This is a genomic window from Streptomyces sp. NPDC051569 (genome assembly GCF_044454085.1).
Lineage (GTDB): Bacteria > Actinomycetota > Actinomycetes > Streptomycetales > Streptomycetaceae > Streptomyces.
On record NZ_JBITDJ010000006.1, the window covers coordinates 189,500 to 209,868 of the forward strand.

The window sequence follows — 20,369 nt, forward strand, 5'->3', positions numbered from 1 at the left end:
ACTAACGTCGAACCGTGACTGTGATCGCGACCGAAGCCCTGAGCAAGCGGTTCCCCCGGGTGACCGCGCTTGACCGGCTCTCCCTCGACATCGGACCCGGTGTGACCGGTCTGGTGGGCGCCAACGGAGCCGGCAAGTCCACCATGATCAAGATCCTGCTGGGTCTGTCCCCCGCCACGGAAGGCCGGGCCACGGTGCTCGGGCTCGACGTCGCCACCAGCGGCAGCGCCATCCGTGAGCGTGTCGGGTACATGCCCGAGCACGACTGCCTGCCGCCGGACGTCTCGGCCACCGAGTTCGTCGTCCATATGGCGCGCATGTCCGGACTCCCCCCTACCGCGGCCCGCGAGCGCACCGCCGACACCTTGCGCCATGTCGGCCTGTACGAGGAGCGGTACCGCCCCATCGGCGGCTACTCGACCGGTATGAAACAGCGCGTCAAACTCGCTCAGGCACTGGTCCACGACCCGCAGCTGGTCCTCCTCGACGAGCCGACCAACGGCCTCGATCCGGTGGGCCGCGACGAGATGCTCGGCCTGATCCGCCGTATCCACACCGACTTCGGCATCTCCGTCCTGGTCACCTCGCACCTCCTCGGCGAGCTCGAACGTACCTGTGACCATGTCGTCGTGATCGACGGCGGAAAGCTGCTTCGCTCCAGCTCCACCAGCGACTTCACCCAGATCACCACCACCCTCGCGGTCGAGGTCACCGACTCGGACACCCACCCGGACGGCACACACGCGCTGCGCGAGTCGCTCACGGCGGCCGGACTCAGGCTCCACGCGGGCAGGGAGGAAGGACTGCCCGGCGCGGGCCACATCCTGCTGATCGAGGCCACGGGCGAGGAGACGTACGACGTCGTCCGCGACACGGTCGCCGGGCTCGGCCTGGGGCTCGTACGCATGGAACAGCGGCGACACCACATCGCCGAGGTCTTCCGCCCGCGCGCGGGCGACGAGGCGGAGTACGCACTGCGGAAGGGAGGCACCAGCGATGAGCACTGAGACCGGAGCAGAGACCGGAGCAGAGACCGGATCAGAGACCGGATCAGAGACCGGAGCAGGGACCGGATCAGAGACCGGGGCAGGGACCGGTACAGGGGCGGGAGCCGGATTCGCCACCGGGCCCGGCTCCGGGACCACCCGGATCCACAACATCGGATACCGCGACTACGAGGGGCCCCGGCTCGGCCGGGCCTACGCCCGGCGCTCCCTCTACTCGCAGTCCCTGCGCGGCGCGTACGGTCTGGGCCGTTCGGCCAAGTCCAAGGTCCTGCCGATGATCCTCTTCGCGGTGATGTGCGTGCCCGCGGCGATCGTCGTCGCCGTGGCCGTCACCACCGATCTCACGGATCTGCCGCTCGACTACACGCGCTACGCGATCGTCACCCAGGCCGTCATCGGTCTCTATCTCGCCTCGCAGGCACCGCAGTCGGTCTCCCGGGATCTGCGCTTCAAGACCGTGCCGCTCTACTTCTCCCGCCCGATCGAGCGCGTCGACTACGTGCTCGCCAAATACGGCGCGATGACCTCGGCCCTCTTCATCCTGACCGCCTCCCCGCTCGTCGTCCTCTACGCCGGCTCGCTGCTGGCCAAGATGGACTTCGCCCACCAGACCAAGGGATTCGGACAGGGGCTGGTGTCCGTGGCGCTGCTCTCCATTCTCTTCGGCGGGCTCGGCCTGGTGATGGCCGCACTCACCCCGCGTCGTGGTTTCGGCGTCGCCGCCGTGATCGCCACACTGGTCATTTCGTACGGAGCGGTCTCGACGCTCCAGGCGATCGCCTGGAGCGTCGACGCGGGCGACGCGGTCAAGTGGCTCGGCCTCTTCTCGCCGATCACCCTCATCGACGGCGTACAGACGGCCTTCCTGGGCGCCGGCTCCTCCTTCCCCGGCGGTGCGGGGCCCTCGGCCGGCGTCGGCGTGGTCTATCTGGTCGTCGTCCTCGCCCTCATCCTTGGCTCGTACGCCGTTCTCATGCGCCGTTACCGGAAGGTCGGGCTGTGACCACCATCGAAATCGAGCACACCTCACGCTGGTTCGGCAATGTGGTGGCCGTCAACGACGTGACGATGACCGTCGGCCCCGGAGTCACCGGACTCCTCGGCCCCAACGGCGCGGGCAAGTCGACCCTCATCAACATGATGGGCGGCTTCCTCGCTCCCTCGACGGGTACCGTCACCCTCGACGGACAGCGGATCTGGCGCAACGAATCGGTGTACCGGCAGATCGGCATCGTGCCGGAGCGGGAGGCGATGTACGACTTCCTCACCGGTCTCGAATTCGTGGTCGCCAACGCCGAACTGCACGGGCTCGGCGCGAAAGCGGCCCGGGCCGCGCTGGCCACGGTCGAGATGGAGTACGCGCAGGACCGCAGGATCGCGACGTACAGCAAAGGCATGCGCCAGCGCGTGAAAATGGCGTCCGCCCTGGTCCACGACCCGTCCGTGCTGCTTCTCGACGAGCCCTTCAACGGTATGGACCCGCGCCAGCGCATGCAGCTGATGGATCTGCTGCGGCGTATGGGCGCCACGGGCCGCACCGTTCTGTTCTCCTCCCATATCTTGGAGGAGGTCGAGCAACTCGCCTCGCACATCGAGGTGATCGTGGCCGGGCGGCATGCCGCCTCCGGTGACTTCCGCAAGATTCGTCGCCTGATGACCGACCGGCCGCACCGCTATCTCGTAAGGTCCAGCGACGATCGCGCGCTCGCCGCCGCGCTGATCGGGGATCCGTCGACAGCGGGCATCGAGGTGGATGTCGCCGAGGGTGCGCTGCGTATCCAGGCGGTCGACTTCGGCCGCTTCACCGAACTGCTGCCGCGGGTCGCCCGTGAGCACTCCATCCGGCTGCTCACGGTCTCGCCCTCGGACGAGTCCCTCGAGTCGGTCTTCTCCTATCTCGTAGCGGCCTGAGCGGCCTGAAAGGAGCTGTGACGTCATGTACAACCCCACCGTCGCCCGGCTCACCTACCGGGCCCTGCTCGGCAGGCGCCGGGCCGCGATCCTCTTCCTGCTCCCCGCCCTGCTGATTCTCATCTCGGTGGCCGTCCGCGTTCTCAACGGCGCGGACGACCAGGTCGCCTCCGACGTGCTGGGCGGCTTCGCCCTCGCCACGATGGTGCCGCTGATCGGTGTGATCGCGGGCACGGGCGCGATCGGACCCGAGATCGACGACGGCTCGATCGTGTACCTGCTGGCCAAGCCGGTGAAGCGGCCGACGATCATCTTCACCAAGCTGATCGTGGCGATCGCGGTCACCATGGCCTTCTCCGCGATCCCCACCTTTGTCGCCGGCTGGATCCTCAACGGCAACGGTCAGCAGATCGCGATCGCCTACACCGTCGCGGCGCTCGTCGCCTCGATCGCGTACAGCGCGTTCTTCCTGCTGCTGGGCACGGTAAGCCGCCATGCCGTGGTCATCGGACTCGTCTACGCACTGGTCTGGGAGGCGCTCTTCGGCAGCCTCGTCGCCGGCGCGCGCACGCTCAGCGTTCAGCAGTGGGCGCTGGCGCTCGCCCAGAAGATCGGCGGCGAGGGTGCGATCACCTCCGACGTCAAGCTGCCCTTGGCGGTAGGACTGCTGGTGGGGGTCACGGTGATCGCGACCTGGTACGCCGGCCAGAAGCTGCGGACGCTCACGCTCGCGGGCGAGGAGTGAGCGCGGACTCTACGGACCGGCGCACGTGTACGCGAAAACCCCTGCCCGATGGGTGGGGGTTTCCGCGTAACTGTACGTTTATCGGTTCGTTGTTCATGATGCGTGGAGGCAACTGGAGTTCGTTACGTCGAGCGTTCGTGAATCTGGGGATTGCCGGTGCTGGATCGAAAGCCGCCCGGTCATTGAGTGAGTAGCCACCGTGAGCCGACCTCCGCCCCTGAAGCCCGGGGACAGGGCCGTCCGTCATCGGCTCATCAGGGAAGGCATGGTCATGCCACCAGAGGGTGCTCTGCTCGAATCGCGCACGATGCGTGACAGCGTCATGGTGCGGGTCGAGACGCTCGACAAAGTCAAGGCTCTCGTCATGCTCCCGGACGGAATTCATGTGCGCACAGAGGACGTAGCGCGGTACTTCGAAGTATCCACAGGCGTCATGCGGCAGTTGACCGCGCGGCATCGAGCCGAACTGGCCGAGAACGGGATGCGGGTGCTGCGAGGCTCTGACCTGCGCGAATATCAGAGTGACAACATGTCACTCTCATCCGGTGAGAGCGGAAGTTATCCACAGAGGCGCTCCAGCCTCACGCTCTACACCCGCCGTGCCGTGCTCAACACCGCGATGCTTCTCCGCGACAGCGACATCGCACGGCGCGTCCGTACGTATCTCCTGGACGCCGAGGAAGATCTTCGTCAGGGCTACGCGAATCTTGACCGGCGCATGACCGACGTGGAGTCCTGCCTCGGCGGGGTCGGGGTGGCGCTGCGGGAGCTGGGGCCGGTCCTGCACCGGATGTCGTACCGGCTCGACAGTCTGGACCGGCGGCTCGACGCCACCAACCAGGTCGTCGCGGCCATCAGCAACCGGCTGTGCGAGATGTCCGGCGACATCAGCCGCTTGGACTCCAGGATGGACGGTCTCGCCCATCAACTGAGGGATCTGCGTCGCCGCCCTCAGCGTCGCTGATCCGGACTCGGGGGACCGCGCCTGCCCGCAGTGCGTGGGCGGGCGGGCGCGGTCGCTGTTCCGGATGCTCCGCCGCTCTCCCAGGCATGCCCGGGAAAACGCCGGGGTCGTGAAATCACGCCTGGCTCGCACCGCTTCAGCCCGATTGACATCTCCGGGCGATCCGTTGCGAGTCGGGCGAACCGAGCAAGGTCTTCCTACGCCTTCCAGCGCCGCAGCAGCTTCTCCAGGACCACGGCGATGCCGTCGTCCTCGTTCGACGCCGTGACCTCGTCCGCCACGGCCTTCAACTCCTCGTGCGCGTTCGCCATCGCCACGCCGTGGTGCGCCCAGCCGAACATCGGAATGTCGTTCGGCATGTCACCGAACGCGATCGTGTCCGAGGCCTTGACGCCGAGGCGGCGCGCGGCGAGGGAGAGGCCGGTGGCCTTGCTCAGGCCCAGTGGCAGCATCTCCACGACTCCCGCGCCCGCCATCACCACATCCACCAGGCCACCGGCGATCGCCCGCGCCACTCGCGCCAGCGCGTCGTCGTCCAGCTCCGGGTGTTGCATGTACACCTTGTTGAGCGGCGCCGACCACAGCTCCGCCGGGTCATCGACGGCCACCGCCGGAAGCGGGCCTTCGTGGACTCGGTAACCCGGGCCGATCAGCACGTCGCCGTCGAGTCCGTCCCGGCTCGCGGCCAACGCCAGCGGGCCGATCTCGGCCTCGATCTTGGAGACCGCCAGTCCGGCCAGCTGCCGGTCCAGCGTTATCGAGGTCAGCAGCCTGTGCTCACCGGCGTGGTAGACCTGCGCGCCCTGGCCGCAGACCGCGAGGCCCTCGTACCCCAGGTCGTCCAGGATGTGCCGGGTCCAGGGCACCGCACGCCCCGTGACGATGATGTGCGCGGCGCCCGCGGCGGCGACGGCTGCGAGCGCTTCGCGCGTACGCCCGGAGACTGTGCCGTCCTCACGCAGCAGCGTGCCGTCGAGATCGGTCGCGACCAGCTTGTACGGGAAGGACGGGGCCGACGACGCCGGGGACGACGGCACGGAAGCGGGGCCGGCGGTCACTTGGCGATCGGCTCCAGTACCTCGCGGCCGCCGAGGTACGGACGGAGCACTTCGGGCACCCACACGGAACCGTCGGCCCGCTGGTGGTTCTCCAGGATCGCCACGATCGTGCGCGGTACGGCGCAGAGCGTGCCGTTCAGCGTCGCCAGCGGCTTGACCTGCTTGCCCTCCCGCATCCGGACGGAGAGCCGGCGGGCCTGGAAGCCTTCGCAGTTGGACGCGGAGGTGAGCTCGCGGTACTTGCCCTGGGTGGGGATCCACGCCTCGCAGTCGAACTTGCGCGTGGCGGAGGCGCCCAGGTCGCCCGTGGCCACATCGATCACCTGGAAGGGCAGGCCGAGGCTGGTCAGCCACTGCTTCTCCCAGTCCAGCAGCCGCTGGTGCTCCGACTCCGCTTCCGCCGGGTCGACGTACGAGAACATCTCGACCTTGTCGAACTGGTGCACCCGGAAGATGCCCCGGGTGTCCTTGCCGTACGTACCGGCCTCGCGGCGGAAGCACGGCGAGAAGCCCGCGTACCGCAGGGGCAGCTTGTCGGCCTCGATGATCTCGTCCATGTGGTACGCGGCGAGAGGGACCTCGGACGTGCCGACCAGGTAGTAGTCGTCCTTCTCCAGGTGGTACACGTTCTCCGCGGCCTGGCCGAGGAAGCCCGTCCCCTCCATGGCGCGCGGGCGGACCAGCGCCGGGGTCAGCATCGGGATGAAGCCGGCCTCCGTGGCCTGTGCGATCGCCGCGTTGACCAGGGCCAGCTCCAGGAGCGCGCCGACGCCGGTCAGGTAGTAGAAGCGCGAGCCGGACACCTTGGCGCCGCGCTCCATGTCGATGGCGCCCAGCGCCTCACCGAGCTCCAGATGGTCCCGGGGCTCGAAGCCCTCCGCGGCGAAGTCACGGATCGTGCCGTGCGTCTCCAGGACGACGAAGTCCTCCTCGCCGCCCACCGGGACGTCGGGGTGCACGACATTGCCGAGCTGGAGGAGCAGCCGCTTGGCGTCCTCGTCGGCCTCGTGCTGCTCGGCGTCGGCGGCCTTGACGTCGGCCTTGAGCTGCTCGGCCTTCTTGAGCAGCTCCGCCCTCTCTTCGGCGGACGCCTTGGGGATCAGTTTGCCGAGCGACTTCTGCTCGGAGCGCAGCTCGTCGAAGCGGACGCCGGACGACCTGCGCCGCTCATCGGCGGAGAGCAGGGCGTCGACAAGGTCGACATCCTCTCCACGGGCGCGCTGGGAGGCGCGGACACGGTCGGGGTCCTCACGGAGCAGGCGAAGGTCAATCACCCCACCAGGCTACCGGTGTGCGCTGACAGCGGCCCACTCGATATCGGCACGTGCGACCCTTTGTCCGTATTGCCGCAATTAAGAAAGCTGTCGGAAAATCCCCTGGGCGCTACCTGCCGTTCGTCGATAAAGGAGATCCAATTCCCCGGAACGTGGCAGTCCGTCGCTGCCGCCTTGACTCACCACCCTTGTGAGAGGCGGGACTTGAGGCGGCCTTCGGCTGGACGCGGGGAGGATGTTGTCCACAGAAATGCACAGGGTGCGTCTACTTATCCACAGGGTGTGCGGATCATCTGTGGATCACGGAAGTGATCGTTCCGACTGCTGAGTGAGGCTGGGAAATTGTCCCCTCAAACCCCATTCACACACTCATTCGGGTGGGAATTGCTCGCTCTAACGAGTTGATCGGCGGAATTGAGGTGACACGAGCCGGCTCGCTGCCCCGTGGTGGAAGTGGGGGGACTGGAGTGATATGTCGACTGTGTCGGCTTGCGTTGTCGACTTGTCCCCAGGCGGAGAGTATGCCTGTGGATAACTTTGTGGAACATCCACAGGCGCCGGCCCGCAGTCGTCGCCCGTCAGGAACGGCCGTCCTGGCTGCGCGCCAGCCACTCGGCCGCCGTGATGAACTCCGCGTCGGAAGTGCCGCGCCGCAGGGTCCGCACATCCGCCGTCGACACACCCGCCCGCGGGTACGAGCCGAGGAACCGTACGCGGGGACAGATCCGCTTCAGCCCCATCAGCGCCTCGCCGACACGACGGTCCGAGATATGGCCCTCGGCGTCCACGGCGAAGCAGTAATTACCGATCCCCGCTCCCGTCGGCCGCGACTGGATCAGCATCAGGTTGACCCCGCGCACCGCGAACTCCTGGAGCAGTTCGAGCAGCGCACCCGGGTGGTCGTCGCCCAGCCAGATGACCACCGACGTCTTGTCCGCGCCGGTCGGCGCGGAGGGCCGCGCGGGCCGGCCCACCAGCACGAAGCGGGTCTCCGCGTTCTCCGCGTCGTGGATCTCGGTGAACAGGGGCTCCAGGCCGTACGTGGCCGCCGCGAACTCGCCGGCGAAGGCCGCGTCGAACCGGCCCTCCTGCACCAGCCGTGCGCCGTCCGCGTTCGATGCGGCCGACTCCCACACCGCGTTCGGCAGGTGGGTCCGCAGCCAGTTCCGCACCTGCGGCTGGGCGACCGGGTGACCGGTCACCGTCTTCACGTCGGAGAGCTTCGTGCCCGGCCGGACCAGTAGCGCGAAGGTGATGGGCAGCAGCACCTCGCGATAGATCATCAGCGGCTCGCCGGAGGCGAGTTCGTCGAGGGTCGCGGTGACCCCGCCCTCCACCGAGTTCTCGATCGGTACGAGTGCGGCCGCCGCCTCCTCGTTCCGTACGGCGTCGAGGGCGGCTGCTACGGAGACCATCGGGACGAGTTCCCGCGTGGCGGCTTCCGGGAGGGTACGAAGGGCGGCTTCCGTGAAGGTGCCCTCGGGGCCGAGATACGTATAGCGCGTGGCCGACATACGGTCACCCTAATGGGCCGACCGTGTCCATGGCTCCGTGTTCACGAGTCGGGGTTCAGGGCCCCGCGTCCGTGGCTCGGCGCTCATGACTCCAGGAGCCGCTGGCCCACGTACTCGCCCTTCCCCGCGCCGCCGGGCACCGCGAACAGCCCGCTCGCCTCATGCCGGACGAACGACGACAGCGCGTCCCCCCGGTCGAGCTTGCGCTGCACCGGTACGAAGCCCTTGAGCGGGTCGGCCTGCCAGCAGATGAAGAGCAGCCCCGCGTCCGGGGTCCCGTCCGGGCCGATTCCGTCGTGGAAGGAGAACGGACGGCGCAGCATCGCGGCGCCTCCGTTCGCCCCCGGGGCGGAGATCCGGGCGTGAGCGTTGGCGGGGATGACGAGTTCGCCGTCCGGGCCGGTCCGCTCCAGGTCGAGTTCTGTCGTCTCGGTGCCGCCGGTGAGCGGTGCGCCGTCGGACTTGCGCCGCCCGATGACCCGCTCCTGCTGGGTGAGCGGGAGCTTCTCCCAGTCGTCGAGGAGCATGCGGATACGCCGTACGACGGCGTAGGAGCCGCCCGCCATCCAGGCGGGAGCAGCGGCGGCGGGAGTACCGGTGGCCGGAGTACCGGTGGCCGGAGTCGCCGGTACGAAGATCCGCTGGTCGAAATCCGGCTCCGACGGCTTGGGGTTGCCGGTGCCGTCGAGCTGGCCCATGAGATTGCGGCTGGTCATCGGCCGTGCGGTCGCGCCGGGCGAGCGGTTGAAGCCGTTCATCTGCCAGCGCACCCGGGCCGCCGCGCCCGCGTCCTTCTGGAGTGTGCGCAGGGCATGGAAGGCGACGAGTGCGTCGTCGGAGCCGATCTGGATCCAGAGATCGCCGTCGCTGCGTCCGGCGTCGAGCTGGTCGGCGGAGAAAGCGGGCAGCGGGTCCAGGGCGGCGGGGCGGTGCCGGACCAGATCCGTACGGTCGAAGAAGGTACGGCCGAAACCGAAGGTGACGGTCAGGGAGGACGGTCCGGCGTCCAGGGCGATACCGGTGTGGTCACCGGGCCCGGCACTCTCTCCGGCCATGAGCGCGCGCGCCGAGTCCGACCAGCGGCGCAGCAGTGCGGCGGATTCCGCGCGCCCGGAGCCGGGAGCCAGGTCGAAGGCGATGAGATGGCCCCGGGCGGGCGCCGGGGTGGTGATGCCGGGCTGGTGTACGCCGTGGAAGGGCACGGAGCCCGCGCCGAGGGTGGTCAGCGCGGTCGCGGGATCGGGGCGGCCGGCGGCGTAGGCGGTGGCTCCGCCCACCGCGCCGAGCGCCAGCCCGGCGGCGCCGGCCGCACCGACGGTGCCGAGCAGCCGCCGCCGGGACATGTCGCGTTCGTCGTGGTCCTGTCGGGTCTCGCTCACGGTGGGTCAGCCGATCTTCACGTTCTTGTCCACGGTCGTCTGGTCGATGTCAGAGGTCCGTACGGTCACCTGGAGCCGCCAGTCGCCCGGTATCGGTATCTGTACGCCTTCCGCGCTCCAGTGTCCGGGAGCGAAGCGCTCCGGGACGACCGGCAGCGGGCCGATCTTCCGGGAGGTGAGGGTGAAGGCGACCTTGACCTCGGGCACGTCCAGTGGCTGCCCGTCCGGTCCGTCGACGTAGATGTGCAGCAGGTTCGTGCCGGAAATGCCCGGATCGAGGGTGAGCCGTACGGTGCCCTCGCCGTTACGGCCGCCTGTGTCGAAAGGCAGGCTGAGGTCGACGGGGCCCCGGGTCACGGGGGCGGGGGCGGATGTGCCCCCCGTCCGGCTCGCTTCCCGCTCGGCGGTGCGGCCCGGCTCCGTCGACGTCAGCACGGTCGTGACGGCGAGGAGCACCACGGCGACACCGGCCTCGGCCAGCACGGAACGGCGCAGTCCGGATCGCTCGGGATCGGCGTCCCGCTCACGCTTCTGGCGTGCGGTCGCCAGCGCGGCTTTCTGGCGGGCGAGCTGGGTAGTTCGTACAGCGTCACCAGCCACGGCCGTCGTGGCGACGGTCTCGGTCTCTCCGCCGGCAGCCGATTCCGCCGCCACCTCTGTCCGCTGTCCCAGTCGTGCCGTCCAGCGCCGTGAGAACCAGGCGATCCCGACCAGCACGGCGACGAGTCCGACCTTGACCAGGAGGAGTTGCCCGTATGACGTTTCCCCGAGCGCCGACCAGGATCCGACCTGCCGCCAGGACTGGTAGAGCCCGGTCGCGGCCAGGACCACGACGCTGATGAACGCGGTGCGCGAGAAGCGCCGCAGGGCCACGCTCTCGATGGAGGGTGCCCGGTAGAGAGCGACGAGCAGCGCCGTGAGCCCGCCGAGCCAGGTGGCCGCCGCCAGCAGATGCAGGACGTCCACCGGCATGGCGAGACCGGGCTGGATCCCGGTCGAGGCGTGCTCGGCGAGCGCCCAGGTCGCGGCGATTCCGGCGGCGACGACGGTGCCGCCCACGGCGAGCCCGAAGGTGAGGTCCTTCTTCTCCTTGTTCTCCTCCTCGTCCCTGGGTGTCCCCCGCTTGGCGTACGCGCCGAAGAGGACAGCCACGAACAGAGCGGCGGCGCCGAGGAGCAGCAGCCGGGAGACGAGTGCCGCTCCGGCCTTGGTGGCGAGGACGTCCCGGAGCCCGCTCAGGTCGAAGGCGTCGCCCAGTTCGCCCGAGCCGGTGTACGGGGTGCGCAGCAGGAGGAGGACGAGCGTGGCCGCGGTGAGGGTGACCCAGCCCTGGACGACGAGGCGTTGCAGTGGCCGGACGGAGGCGCCTCGCGGCCAGCAGCCGAGGATGAAGGCGGCGCCGCCGACGAGCAGGATGAAGCCGGCGTACGAGGCGTAGCGGGCGGCGCCGTACAGGGCGCCGACCACTCCTCCGCCGGCTTCCTCCTGAGGCACGGTGGCGGTGGTCTTCGAGGGGGCGCCGATGGAGAAGGTGAAAGCGCCGGACACGGGGTGGCTGTCGGCCGAGACGGCCTGCCAGGCGACGGTGAAGGTGCCGTCGGGCAGGCCGGCGTGCAGGGCGATGCCGTACCTGACGGTGCCTCCGCTGCCCAGATCGCGGATCTTCCCGGTATCGGCGCGCTTGCCGGCCGGATCGAGTACACGGATCGAGTCGTCGCCCATGGCGACCTGTTCGGAGAAGGTGAGGGTGATGTCCTTGGGGGCGGTGGCGACCACTGCCCCGTCCTCGGGGGTGCTCCCCGTCAATGCGGCATGGGCCGACGCCGTGCCGGCGAGAACGGTGAAGACGGTGCCGAGAAGCACCGTGGTGACGAGCAGCAGCCGCACCAGGGGTGTGGCTCCGAAGCGCGGGGCGGTGGTTGTCATGGCGTCTCAGTCCCTCAGTGCTGGGCCGGGTTGTACGTGGTCTCCTTCACGGGAAGCTCGACCTTGATGGGGCCGGCCTTCTCGAAGTGCAGTTCGATTTTGACCTTCTGGTCCTGTTCGGGCCGCTGTTTGAGGTTCGCGAACATGATGTGGCTGCCGCCGCGTTCGAGATTCAGCTCGCCGCCGGCCGGGATGTCGAAGGACGCCACCTGCCGCATTTTCTGGTTCTCGGTCTGGTGGATGGTGATGTCGTCGGAGATGTCGCTGGTGACGGAGGTGAGTTTGTCGGCGGCGCCACCGCTGTTGGTGACGACGATGAAGCCCGCAGCGAGGTCGCTGACGGGCCGCGGCATGTACGCGCCGCTGACCTTCAGCTCCGGTGTGCCGCCGGACGACGCGGATGGTTCCGGGGAACAGCCGGTCAGCGCCAGCGCCAGCGTGATGGTGAGGCCGGCGGCGAGGGTGAGGGGAGCGGGGCGGGTCACGGGTTCTCGCCCTTGATGATCTTCGGGAGGTCCTTGGCGTAATCGTCCGACGTGGCGTCCTCGCCGTACAGGACGTACCCGTCGTCGGTCTTCGGTGAGAACGCGATGACCTGTGCGCCGTGTGTGGAGGAGACGAGGCCGTCCTTGTCCTTCGTGGCCGCCTCGATGCCGATGCCGAGCTGCCGGGCGCCGGCCTGGATGGCGGAGAAGTCGCCGGTGAGCCCGGTGAAGGAGGGATCGCCGGCGCTGGGAAGCCACTTGGCGAGTTCCGCCGAGGTGTCCCGGGCGGGATCGGTGGTGACGAAGACGACCTGGAGCTTGTCCTGGTCGGCCTTGGCGAGGGACTTCCTGGCGATGGCGATGTTGCTCATCGTCAGCGGGCAGACGTCCGGGCAGTTCGTGTAGCCGAAGTAGATCAGTGTGGGTTTGCCCTGGGTCCGCTCGCGGAGGTCGTACGGCTTGCCCTGGGTGTCCGTGAGGACGAGGTCCGGCTTCGTGAAGGGCTGGTCGAGCACCGTCGCGGCCTGCGTCTTCTCCTGGGCTTGGATGTCGGCGATCGGCTTGGCGGAGTCGTCGCCGCTGCCGCAGGCGGTCAGGGTGAGTGTGGCCGCTGCCGCGAGAGCCGCGGTGACGGCGGACAGGGTCTTCTTGCGCATGGCGGTATTTCCTGGTGGTGAGGTGCGGGGCTCCGGGCGCGGGGGGGGGGGGGGGGGGGCCCCCCCCCCCCCCCCGGGGGGGGGGGGGGGGGGGGCCGGGCGCCCCCCCCCCCCCCCCCGGCCACCGGCGCGGCCGCTCGTCAGCGCAGTTCCTCCGGGCAGCCCGTCCCGCGTGGCAGTTGGTACGGCGCGGCCAGCCGGTAGACGCCCGGTCGGGGTGCCAGGAGCTCCGTCCATTCGTCGCCCTCCTCCGTCGCCTCCGCCTTCATCAGACAGCCGTTGGGGTTGTCGAAGACCCGGGGCCCGTCCTCGTCCGCCTTGGACGTCTCCGTCTCCTGCGGCGCTACGACGCTCTTGCCCGCCTCGTCGACCAGGCCGAGCCACGGCGAGTACGGGATACGGATCAGCACCCGCCCCGCCCGCTTCACATGGATCGTCAGTTCGCCGGCGCCCGCCCGGTCCACCGTGGCCGGCGGGTCGGCGAGCGGCATCGGGTCGTCGACCGCGTAGAGCTGCCAGTTGGCGTCGCCCCAGATGTGCTTCAGGTACGGCTGGCCCTGCCGGACGAGTTCCGCCTCGGCACCGGCGCCCGAGTCGGGCCTTCCCTTGGGGAGCACCACGTAGTGCACGGCCCAGCGGTCCAGCCAGCCCCGGTAGTTGTCGGAGGTCAGGGTGTCGTCGTAGAAGAGGGGGTTGCGCTCCATGTCCGCCTGCCGGTTCCAGCCGCGCGCGAGGTTGACGTACGGCGCGATCGCGGATGCCTCGCGGTGGCTGCTGGCGGGGACCACCTCGACGCGGCCCTTCTCCGCGCCGATCCGCTGCAGCTGGTGCACGAGTGGTGCCAGCTCGCGGTTCCAGGACGCCGCCGGGGCCGTACGCACCATGTCGTCGACCGTCTTGTAGCCGATCCACACATGGAAGCCGACGAGCACCAGGACCAGGGCGTACCAGCGGCGTGAGCGCGGGGCGGTGTACGGCAGGGCGGCGAGCAGCACCACCCCGCTGATGACCATCGCGAGCCGGGACACGTTCGACCCGATCTGCGAGTCGACCACCCAGGTCAGCAGCACCCCGAGGCCGTAGACGGCCGAGGCGACCCGGACCGTGCGCCACTGCGCCGGTACCAGCACGCACACGAACACCGCGTAGAGGAAGGGCAGTGACGCCGTCCCCAGTGACATCGGCTGGGTGCCGGAGAAGGGGAACAGCCAGGCCGAGAGGGCCACCACGGCGGCGGGTGCGAGGCCGAGGGAGTACGCGCCCGGCCGCCGCTTGTTGAGGAAGAGCGCCGCCGCGACGACCCCGAGGAACAGACCGGCCACCGGGCTCGCGGCGGTGGCGAGCGCGGCGAGGGGCGCGGCGGCGAGCCCCTTGGCCCACCGCTTCGTACGCCAGCGGTGCGGCCAGCAGAACACCGCCGCGACCGCGCCCAGCGCGAACATGAAGCCGAGCCCGAACGTGACCCGCCCCGACAGGGCGTTGCAGAGGTACGCGAAGACTCCCGCGAGCGCGCACGCGACCGGGTTGCGCACCGCCCGCACACGGACCAGGATCAGCGCGGTCAGCGCGGCGGACGCGGTCCCGGCGAGCATCATCGTCGTCCGGACGCCGAGGACCGACATCAGATACGGCGAGACCACGCTGTACGAGACCGGGTGCATCCCGCCGTACCAGGCGAGGTTGTACGCGGAGTCCGGGTGGCGGCCGACGAATTCGGCCCAGGCGTCCTGGGCGGCGAGGTCGCCGCCGCTGTTCGCGAAGAAGAGGAACCACAGCACGTGCGCCACGGCGGCGACCACGGTGGTGAAGAGCACGGGGTGGCCGAGCACCCAGGCCCGCAACCGGCGGCCGACGCCGGACTCCGGCCCGGTGCGCGGGCCCGCGTTCGGTGACCCGTGGGGGCTCGTACCGCCATCGGTGCGCGTCGGCTCAGCGGTGGTCACTGCGGCTCCCCCACGTCTTCCCGTCTCACCATCCGTCCACCCGTCGCCGCCGCCTGGTGGCGCCGGCTGGTGGGGCCGGCTGCTGTCAGGCCGGGGGAAGGCGTCCCGCCAGATGTTCGTCTCGGGACGCTAGCACGCGGCCACAACCGGCGAGGGCGCCCCTGTCGTGGGCGCCCTCACCTGCCGTACGCCGCCGCCGACGGCCGGCTGCCCATGACGGCGTCACCCGTCGTCGCCGGGCGCCACCCGGCGTCACCGGCTCAGGTCAGCCGACGCGCTTCAGCTTCGTGCCGAAGCCGGGCTCGGCCAGGTCCCGCTGGAGCGCGACCGGGGCGGAGACCTTGCCGGGGCCACTGCCCGCCGTCAGCTCGCCGACCACGGCGCCCGCCTTCGCGGAGTGCGGGATCTGCTCGCCCGCACGCGCGCCGAGGCCGAGCTCGACCCGGAGTCCGGACCAGCCGACGACCTTTATGTCCTTGGTGGTGACGACGGGGGTCCGGCCGCCGAGCCCGTCGTCGACGTAGCCGACGACCGAGCCCTTCTTGACGACCGTGTTCGTCTCCAGGATCTTCTCCGTCGCGAGCAGCGCTTCCTTGCTGACGGCGTTGACCGTGTCGATGATCGGTGACTTGTGCTGGCCGAGGATGGCGCCGACGATGTACTGCTCCGTGCCGTCGACCTCCTGCCTCGCGGCGAAGAGCAGGTTCCCGCCCGCCTTGGTGGTCGACCCGGTCTTCATGCCGATCGCGCCGTCGTAGGGCACCAGCGTGTTGTAGTTGCGCCACACCTTGCCGGACGGGTCGGTCCAGGACGGCAGCCTGGTGATGTCCACCAGCGCCGGGATCTTCACCAATTCCAGGCCCAGCTTCACCTGGTCGGCGGCGGTGGAGACCGTCGTCTCCTTGAGGCCGGACGGGTCGGTGTACGTCGTGTCCTTCATGCCCAGCCGCTGGGCGGTGGCGTTCATCTTCTCGACGAACGCCTCCTCCGAACCGGCGTCCCACCGCGCGAGCAGCCGCGCGACGTTGTTGGCGGACGGGATCATGACGGCGCTCAGGGCGTCCTTCTGGGAGAGCTTGTCGCCCTCCTTGATGGTGTTGAGCGTCGACTCGTTGCCCGACTCGTCGTAGCCGCCCTCCTTCTCGGCCGTGGCGTCGACCGAGATGGTGGCGCCGTCCCCGCCGGCCTTCATCGGGTGGTCCTGAAGGACGATGTACGCGGTCATCGCCTTGGTCACACTGGCGATCGGCACGGGCTTCCGTTCGCCGAATTCCCCGACGGGCCCCAGCCCGGCCACGGCCATCTGCCCCTGGCCCTCGCCTGGCCACGGCAGCGACGGCTTCTCACCGTCGAAGGTGTAGCCGGTCGCCGCCGTGTTCGTCAGCACCGGCGCGGGCAGCGGCCGCATGGCCTGCACGACCGCGAAGATCACCAGCAGGAGCAGGACGAGCGGCGTCCAGATCTTGACCCGCCGGACCGTCGTACGGACCGGTGTCTCCGGCGGGGGCGGCGTGTTGGTCAGCTCGGCGAGCAGATCGAGCGGCGGCTTGGGCGGCATCGGCTGCTGCCGGGTCCGCTCGCCGCCGCTGAGCGCGGGCAGCGGGGCGGCGGGGGTGGCCTCAGGCGTCCGTACGGAAGGTACGGATGGGGCCGTCTCCGGCAGCACGTCGGCGGGCCGCGCGTCGTCGCGCCGCAGCGGTATGAACGTACTGGTCCGCTCCGCCGGCGTCTCGGCCTTGGCCTCGGGCTCCGTCCCAGCCTTTGCCGCCGCCTGGTCCCGCTTCTCGGGGTTGGTCTCCGGCTCGGTCTTCTCAGCCTTCCCGGGCTGCCCGGCCTTCCCGGGCTCCGCCGCCTTCTCGGGCTTTGTGGCCTCGGACGGCCGGATCACCTTGAGCGCGGTGGTGGGCTGATCGACGGGCGGCCGCTTGATCGCCCTGAACACGGTGGTGGGCTGGTCGACCGGCGGCGCGTCGGCCTTGGCGGGTACGTCGCCCTTGGCGGGTACGTCAGCCTTGGCGGGTACGTCGCCCTTGGCGGGTACGTCGCTCTTGGCGGGTACGTCAGCCTTGGCGGTCGGGTCAGCGTGCTGATCGCTGTCCGTGTCCGTGTCCGTGTCCATACCGGCGACGGCATCGGCGTCGGCATCCGAGTCCGAGTCCGTGCCGTCCTCGGGCGCCTCGGGCTTGGCCCAGGAAGGGACCGTGCGGGACGGCTCGTCGTCGCCGTCGTTCTCGTTACCGGATTCCTCCGGCGCCTCGGGGCGATTTGCGGTTGCGACCGTTGCCGACGCCTGCTGTCGCTCCACCTCCCCGGCTGCCCCCACCGCTGTCCCGGCCGCTGTCCCGGCCGCCTGCACCGTCTCGGCCGGCTCCGCCGCTGATTCGCGGCGGACCACGAGGCGCGGGTCGCGGTCCGCCGTTGTCGCCTCCCCCGAGGACTTCTGCTGATCCGACTTGCCGGGGGACTCGCCCGCCACCGCGTCTCCTTCGTATCCATGTCTCATGCGACCTGCCGCACTGTCCGAACCATCTATCAGTGTCCTGCTCTGGGACCTCGGCCCTGCCAAGAGACGAGAACGACATACGTCATGGTTCCCGTACAAAGCACCCAGGCGCTCTCGACAGACCAATGTGAGAGGGGTCACCCTGTCATTCATCCACGCGGGGAGGCATGGATGGGCAGGAGCCGCAGAACAATTCCGGAGGAGCTTCTGCTGCTCGCTCTGGACCCGGCCACGGGTACCACAGCGCAGCCGCAGTCGCTCGACCTCGGCCTGGCCGGAGCACAGCTAGTGGAGCTGGCTCTGGCAGGACGGATAGCCCCAGACGGGGATCGTATCGCCGTGGTGATGCCACGGCCGACCGGAGATCCGACTCTGGACTCCGCACTGGAACTGCTGCGCAGGCGCGGCAGCCCGGTCCGGGCGGTCCATTGGATTGGCGGGCCCCGCCTGGGGCTGCGTCAGACTTACCTCTCACATCTGGAGCGGTGCGGCATGGTGCATGCCGTGGCGGGCCAGATGTGCGGAGTGCTGCCGACGACTCGCTACCAGGCGACGGAGACGGCGATCAGCCGGGAGATCAGGTCCCGGCTGGACAGTGCGATCCGCACCGGCGTACCGCCGGACCCGCGGACCGCGGCGCTCGCCGCACTGGCCCACGCGGTCGGACTCGGCAAGCACCTCTACCCCGGCAACGAGGGGCGCTCATCGCGCTCCCGGCTCCGGGACCTGATCAGACACGACCCGATGGGTGGCCTGGTGGCGCACGCCGTCATGGACGTGTCGAACGGCGTGGGCGCGCAGCAGCGCCGTAACCCCGCCCAGGGCGCCGCCAGCGCTCCGGGTGGCGGCCGGGCGGCCGCTGTGCCGATGCAGCCGCACCACGGCGGCATGGCGCGCGTCGCGGCGCACTGAACGACCCGTAGGACCTGGTTGGGCCCGTAGGACCGCACCACGCAGGACCGCAGCACCGCACGACCGCACCACACCGCAATCCGCCGCACCGACGTCTCCAGACCCGGTCCGGGAGCCGCACAGGACGCGCGGGGCAGCCTGTTCCATGGGCCGCCCCGCGCGTTGCGTTGTCGGTCCGACCGCGACGCGGCCGCACGGGCGGCCTCGGACGCCCCCTGACAGCCCCTGCCGCCGCCGGCGACCCGGACAGCCCGCGACACGGCTCCCGGACGCCTGGAACCGCCCCGGGCGCCCAGCGCGCGCTCCGGCGCGCACATCGGCGCGTCCACCGGCGCGTTCGCCTCTGTGGCCATTTTCCAGCGCAGTTGGGACCATTGGTGGCAGTCTGCTGAGCAGTAGATACGTACAGCAACGCAGCCGGAGGTGCAGTTTCCGTGGCGTCCAACGTCAACCCCACCGTCAGGCGACGCCGATTGGGCCAGGAGTTGCGCCGGCTTCGCGAACTCAAAGGCATGACGGCCGAAGAGGTGGCGGAGCGCCTGCTGGTCTCCCAGTCGAAGATCAGCCGCCTGGAGAACGGTCGTCGCTCGATCAGCCAGCGCGATGTCCGCGACCTGTGCGGGGTGTACGAAGTGGCCGACGAGCGCATCGTCGACTCGCTGATGCAAATGGCCAAGGACTCGCGCCAGCAGGGCTGGTGGCACGCCTTCGGCGACATCCCGTACAGCGTGTACATCGGGCTGGAGACGGACGCGGCCTCGCTGCGGGTTTACGAGCCGCAGGTCGTCCCCGGCCTGCTCCAGACCCGCCCGTACGCGGAGGCGCTGATCAATGGCGCGCTGCCCGAGTCCGCCGCGCCGGACGTCGAGAAGCGTGTCGGCGTACGACTGCGGCGCCAGGACCGCGTCAACGCACCCGAGGAGCCGCTCCGGCTCTGGGCCGTGGTGGACGAGTCGGCGCTGCGCCGGGTCGTCGGCGACCGGCAGCTGATGCGGGAGCAGCTGGAGCACCTCGTCGAGCAGTCGCAGCTCCCTCATGTGACCGTGCAGGTGCTGCCTTTCGACATGGGCGCGCACCCCGGGATCAGCGGGCACTACGCGATTCTGGAATTCCCGGATGCCGCGGACTCCAGCGTGGTCTACATCGAGGGCGTGACAAGCGATCTTTATCTGGAGAAGGCCGCGGATGTGCAGCGGTACAGCGTGATGTACGAGCATTTGCGGGCCCAGGCCCTGAATGCCGATCAGACGCGGCAGTTCATCTCGGATATCGCCAAGGAATACGCCCGCTGAGGCCGGCGGGTGGCTCGTGACGATACTCCGGGCCGCCCGCCACTTTGGTCGGACATGCCCCGTACATCCATATTCCCGCCGAGGGCGAGGGCACGGTACACCTCACCCCGCCCGACGCGGAAGACTCCTCTGCGGCAAGCCACCCGCACGAGTGAACGCCCGTCCCGCCCGTGGAGTGAGGCGAGTAGCGTCGATCATGCCAGCAGGAAGTTGGCGCTCATGCACATCACTTGCTGAACCGGAGCGATCATGGCAATTCTTCAGGGTGCTACGGACATGTGGACCAAGTCCTCCTACTCCGGCGGAAACGGCGCCTGCGTCGAGGTCAAATCCCCCGTCGTCCAGTCCATTTCCGTTCGGGATTCGAAGGCCCCCGAAGGCCCTTCGATCTCCTTCGTCCCCGCGTCGTGGAATGCGTTCGTGCAGGAAATGGGCAAGAGCGCGCTCTGACCCGGCCGGGACCGGACGACGCTCCATCACCCGTACCGCCGGCGCCGCCCGCACACCGCGCGGAGCCCGCACGCACAGAGCCCTCTCGACCGGTTCGCCGTCCTGGCCGAGGGGGCTCGGCCATGCCCGGGCTCCGAACAACTCTGACAGTTGGTTGTGAACTCCCCCTCTCGGCCGCTCGGGACCCGCATCCCGGGCGGTCGTCTCTGTATGGCCGGAGCCACGGCCGGAGCCACGGCCGGAGTGGCCGGAACCATCGCCGGAACCATGGCTGGAGCCATCGCCGGAGCCATCGCCGGAGCCTGACGAAGTGCCCGCTCATCGTGTGGCGGTCGTCGCGTTCACGACAA

General features: G+C 69.7%; 17 protein-coding genes. 8 read left to right on the forward strand and 9 right to left on the reverse strand.

Going from position 1 to position 20,369, the window contains the following annotated elements:
* Nucleotides 1-20: 20 nt before the first annotated feature.
* From ACIBAE_RS12985 to ACIBAE_RS13005, 5 genes are all read left to right on the forward strand, one after another.
* Nucleotides 21-1,007 (forward strand): ABC transporter ATP-binding protein, encoded by a 987-nt coding sequence (locus ACIBAE_RS12985; RefSeq protein WP_399284685.1) that lies wholly within the window; start codon nt 21-23, stop codon nt 1,005-1,007.
* A complete protein-coding gene (locus ACIBAE_RS12990) occupies nt 997-2,010 on the forward strand; it encodes an ABC transporter permease (protein ID WP_399284519.1) in 1,014 nt (337 codons plus the stop codon). Before ACIBAE_RS12985 ends, ACIBAE_RS12990 begins: the two co-directional genes overlap by 11 nt.
* The gene (locus ACIBAE_RS12995; protein ID WP_399284520.1) at nt 2,007-2,918 is read left to right on the forward strand and encodes an ABC transporter ATP-binding protein; all 912 of its coding nucleotides are present in this window, start codon (nt 2,007-2,009) and stop codon (nt 2,916-2,918) included. Before ACIBAE_RS12990 ends, ACIBAE_RS12995 begins: the two co-directional genes overlap by 4 nt.
* Before the next feature lie 25 nt (nt 2,919-2,943).
* On the forward strand, nt 2,944-3,663 hold the full coding sequence (locus tag ACIBAE_RS13000) for an ABC transporter permease subunit (protein ID WP_399284522.1): 720 nt from the start codon (nt 2,944-2,946) through the stop codon (nt 3,661-3,663).
* A 271-nt stretch (nt 3,664-3,934) separates the two neighbouring features.
* Complete coding sequence (locus ACIBAE_RS13005; RefSeq protein ID WP_399284523.1) at nt 3,935-4,627, forward strand: hypothetical protein; 693 nt, start codon at nt 3,935-3,937, stop codon at nt 4,625-4,627.
* 197 nt (nt 4,628-4,824) lie between these two features.
* Here the strand turns inward: ACIBAE_RS13005 and ACIBAE_RS13010 are convergent, their stop codons facing one another.
* From ACIBAE_RS13010 to ACIBAE_RS13050, 9 genes are all read right to left on the reverse strand, one after another.
* Nucleotides 4,825-5,685, reverse strand: coding sequence for an HAD family hydrolase (locus tag ACIBAE_RS13010; RefSeq protein WP_399284524.1), 861 nt, complete (start codon nt 5,683-5,685; stop codon nt 4,825-4,827).
* On the reverse strand, nt 5,682-6,959 hold the full coding sequence (serS, locus tag ACIBAE_RS13015; RefSeq protein ID WP_399284525.1) for a serine--tRNA ligase: 1,278 nt from the start codon (nt 6,957-6,959) through the stop codon (nt 5,682-5,684). Before serS ends, ACIBAE_RS13010 begins: the two co-directional genes overlap by 4 nt.
* Nucleotides 6,960-7,537: 578 nt before the next feature.
* Nucleotides 7,538-8,473 carry a prephenate dehydratase gene (gene pheA / locus ACIBAE_RS13020; RefSeq protein ID WP_399284526.1) on the reverse strand — a complete coding sequence of 312 codons (936 nt, stop codon included), beginning with the start codon at nt 8,471-8,473 and terminating at the stop codon, nt 7,538-7,540.
* Between the two features lie 83 nt (nt 8,474-8,556).
* Nucleotides 8,557-9,816, reverse strand: coding sequence for an iron uptake transporter deferrochelatase/peroxidase subunit (gene efeB / locus ACIBAE_RS13025; RefSeq protein ID WP_399284686.1), 1,260 nt, complete (start codon nt 9,814-9,816; stop codon nt 8,557-8,559).
* 42 nt (nt 9,817-9,858) lie between these two features.
* Complete coding sequence (locus tag ACIBAE_RS13030; protein WP_399284527.1) at nt 9,859-11,778, reverse strand: copper resistance protein CopC; 1,920 nt, start codon at nt 11,776-11,778, stop codon at nt 9,859-9,861.
* A 14-nt stretch (nt 11,779-11,792) separates the two neighbouring features.
* Nucleotides 11,793-12,263 carry a copper chaperone PCu(A)C gene (locus ACIBAE_RS13035; RefSeq protein ID WP_399284529.1) on the reverse strand — a complete coding sequence of 157 codons (471 nt, stop codon included), beginning with the start codon at nt 12,261-12,263 and terminating at the stop codon, nt 11,793-11,795.
* Entirely contained in the window at nt 12,260-12,919 is a 660-nt protein-coding gene (locus tag ACIBAE_RS13040; RefSeq protein ID WP_399284531.1) for an SCO family protein, read from the reverse strand. Before ACIBAE_RS13040 ends, ACIBAE_RS13035 begins: the two co-directional genes overlap by 4 nt.
* A gap of 140 nt (nt 12,920-13,059) precedes the next feature.
* The gene (locus ACIBAE_RS13045) at nt 13,060-14,862 is read right to left on the reverse strand and encodes an MFS transporter (protein WP_399284532.1); all 1,803 of its coding nucleotides are present in this window, start codon (nt 14,860-14,862) and stop codon (nt 13,060-13,062) included.
* A gap of 265 nt (nt 14,863-15,127) precedes the next feature.
* Complete coding sequence (locus tag ACIBAE_RS13050) at nt 15,128-17,338, reverse strand: serine hydrolase (RefSeq protein WP_399284534.1); 2,211 nt, start codon at nt 17,336-17,338, stop codon at nt 15,128-15,130.
* Between the two features lie 198 nt (nt 17,339-17,536).
* Between ACIBAE_RS13050 and ACIBAE_RS13055 the strand changes: the two genes are divergently transcribed.
* The 3 genes from ACIBAE_RS13055 to ACIBAE_RS13065 all read left to right on the forward strand — a co-directional run bounded on the left by ACIBAE_RS13055 (nt 17,537) and on the right by ACIBAE_RS13065 (nt 20,019).
* Entirely contained in the window at nt 17,537-18,277 is a 741-nt protein-coding gene (locus tag ACIBAE_RS13055) for a GPP34 family phosphoprotein (RefSeq protein ID WP_399284536.1), read from the forward strand.
* Nucleotides 18,278-18,711: 434 nt separating this feature from the next.
* The gene (locus tag ACIBAE_RS13060; protein WP_399284537.1) at nt 18,712-19,569 is read left to right on the forward strand and encodes a helix-turn-helix domain-containing protein; all 858 of its coding nucleotides are present in this window, start codon (nt 18,712-18,714) and stop codon (nt 19,567-19,569) included.
* 249 nt (nt 19,570-19,818) lie between these two features.
* The gene (locus tag ACIBAE_RS13065) at nt 19,819-20,019 is read left to right on the forward strand and encodes a DUF397 domain-containing protein (RefSeq protein WP_399284539.1); all 201 of its coding nucleotides are present in this window, start codon (nt 19,819-19,821) and stop codon (nt 20,017-20,019) included.
* The last annotated feature ends 350 nt before the right edge of the window (nt 20,020-20,369 follow it).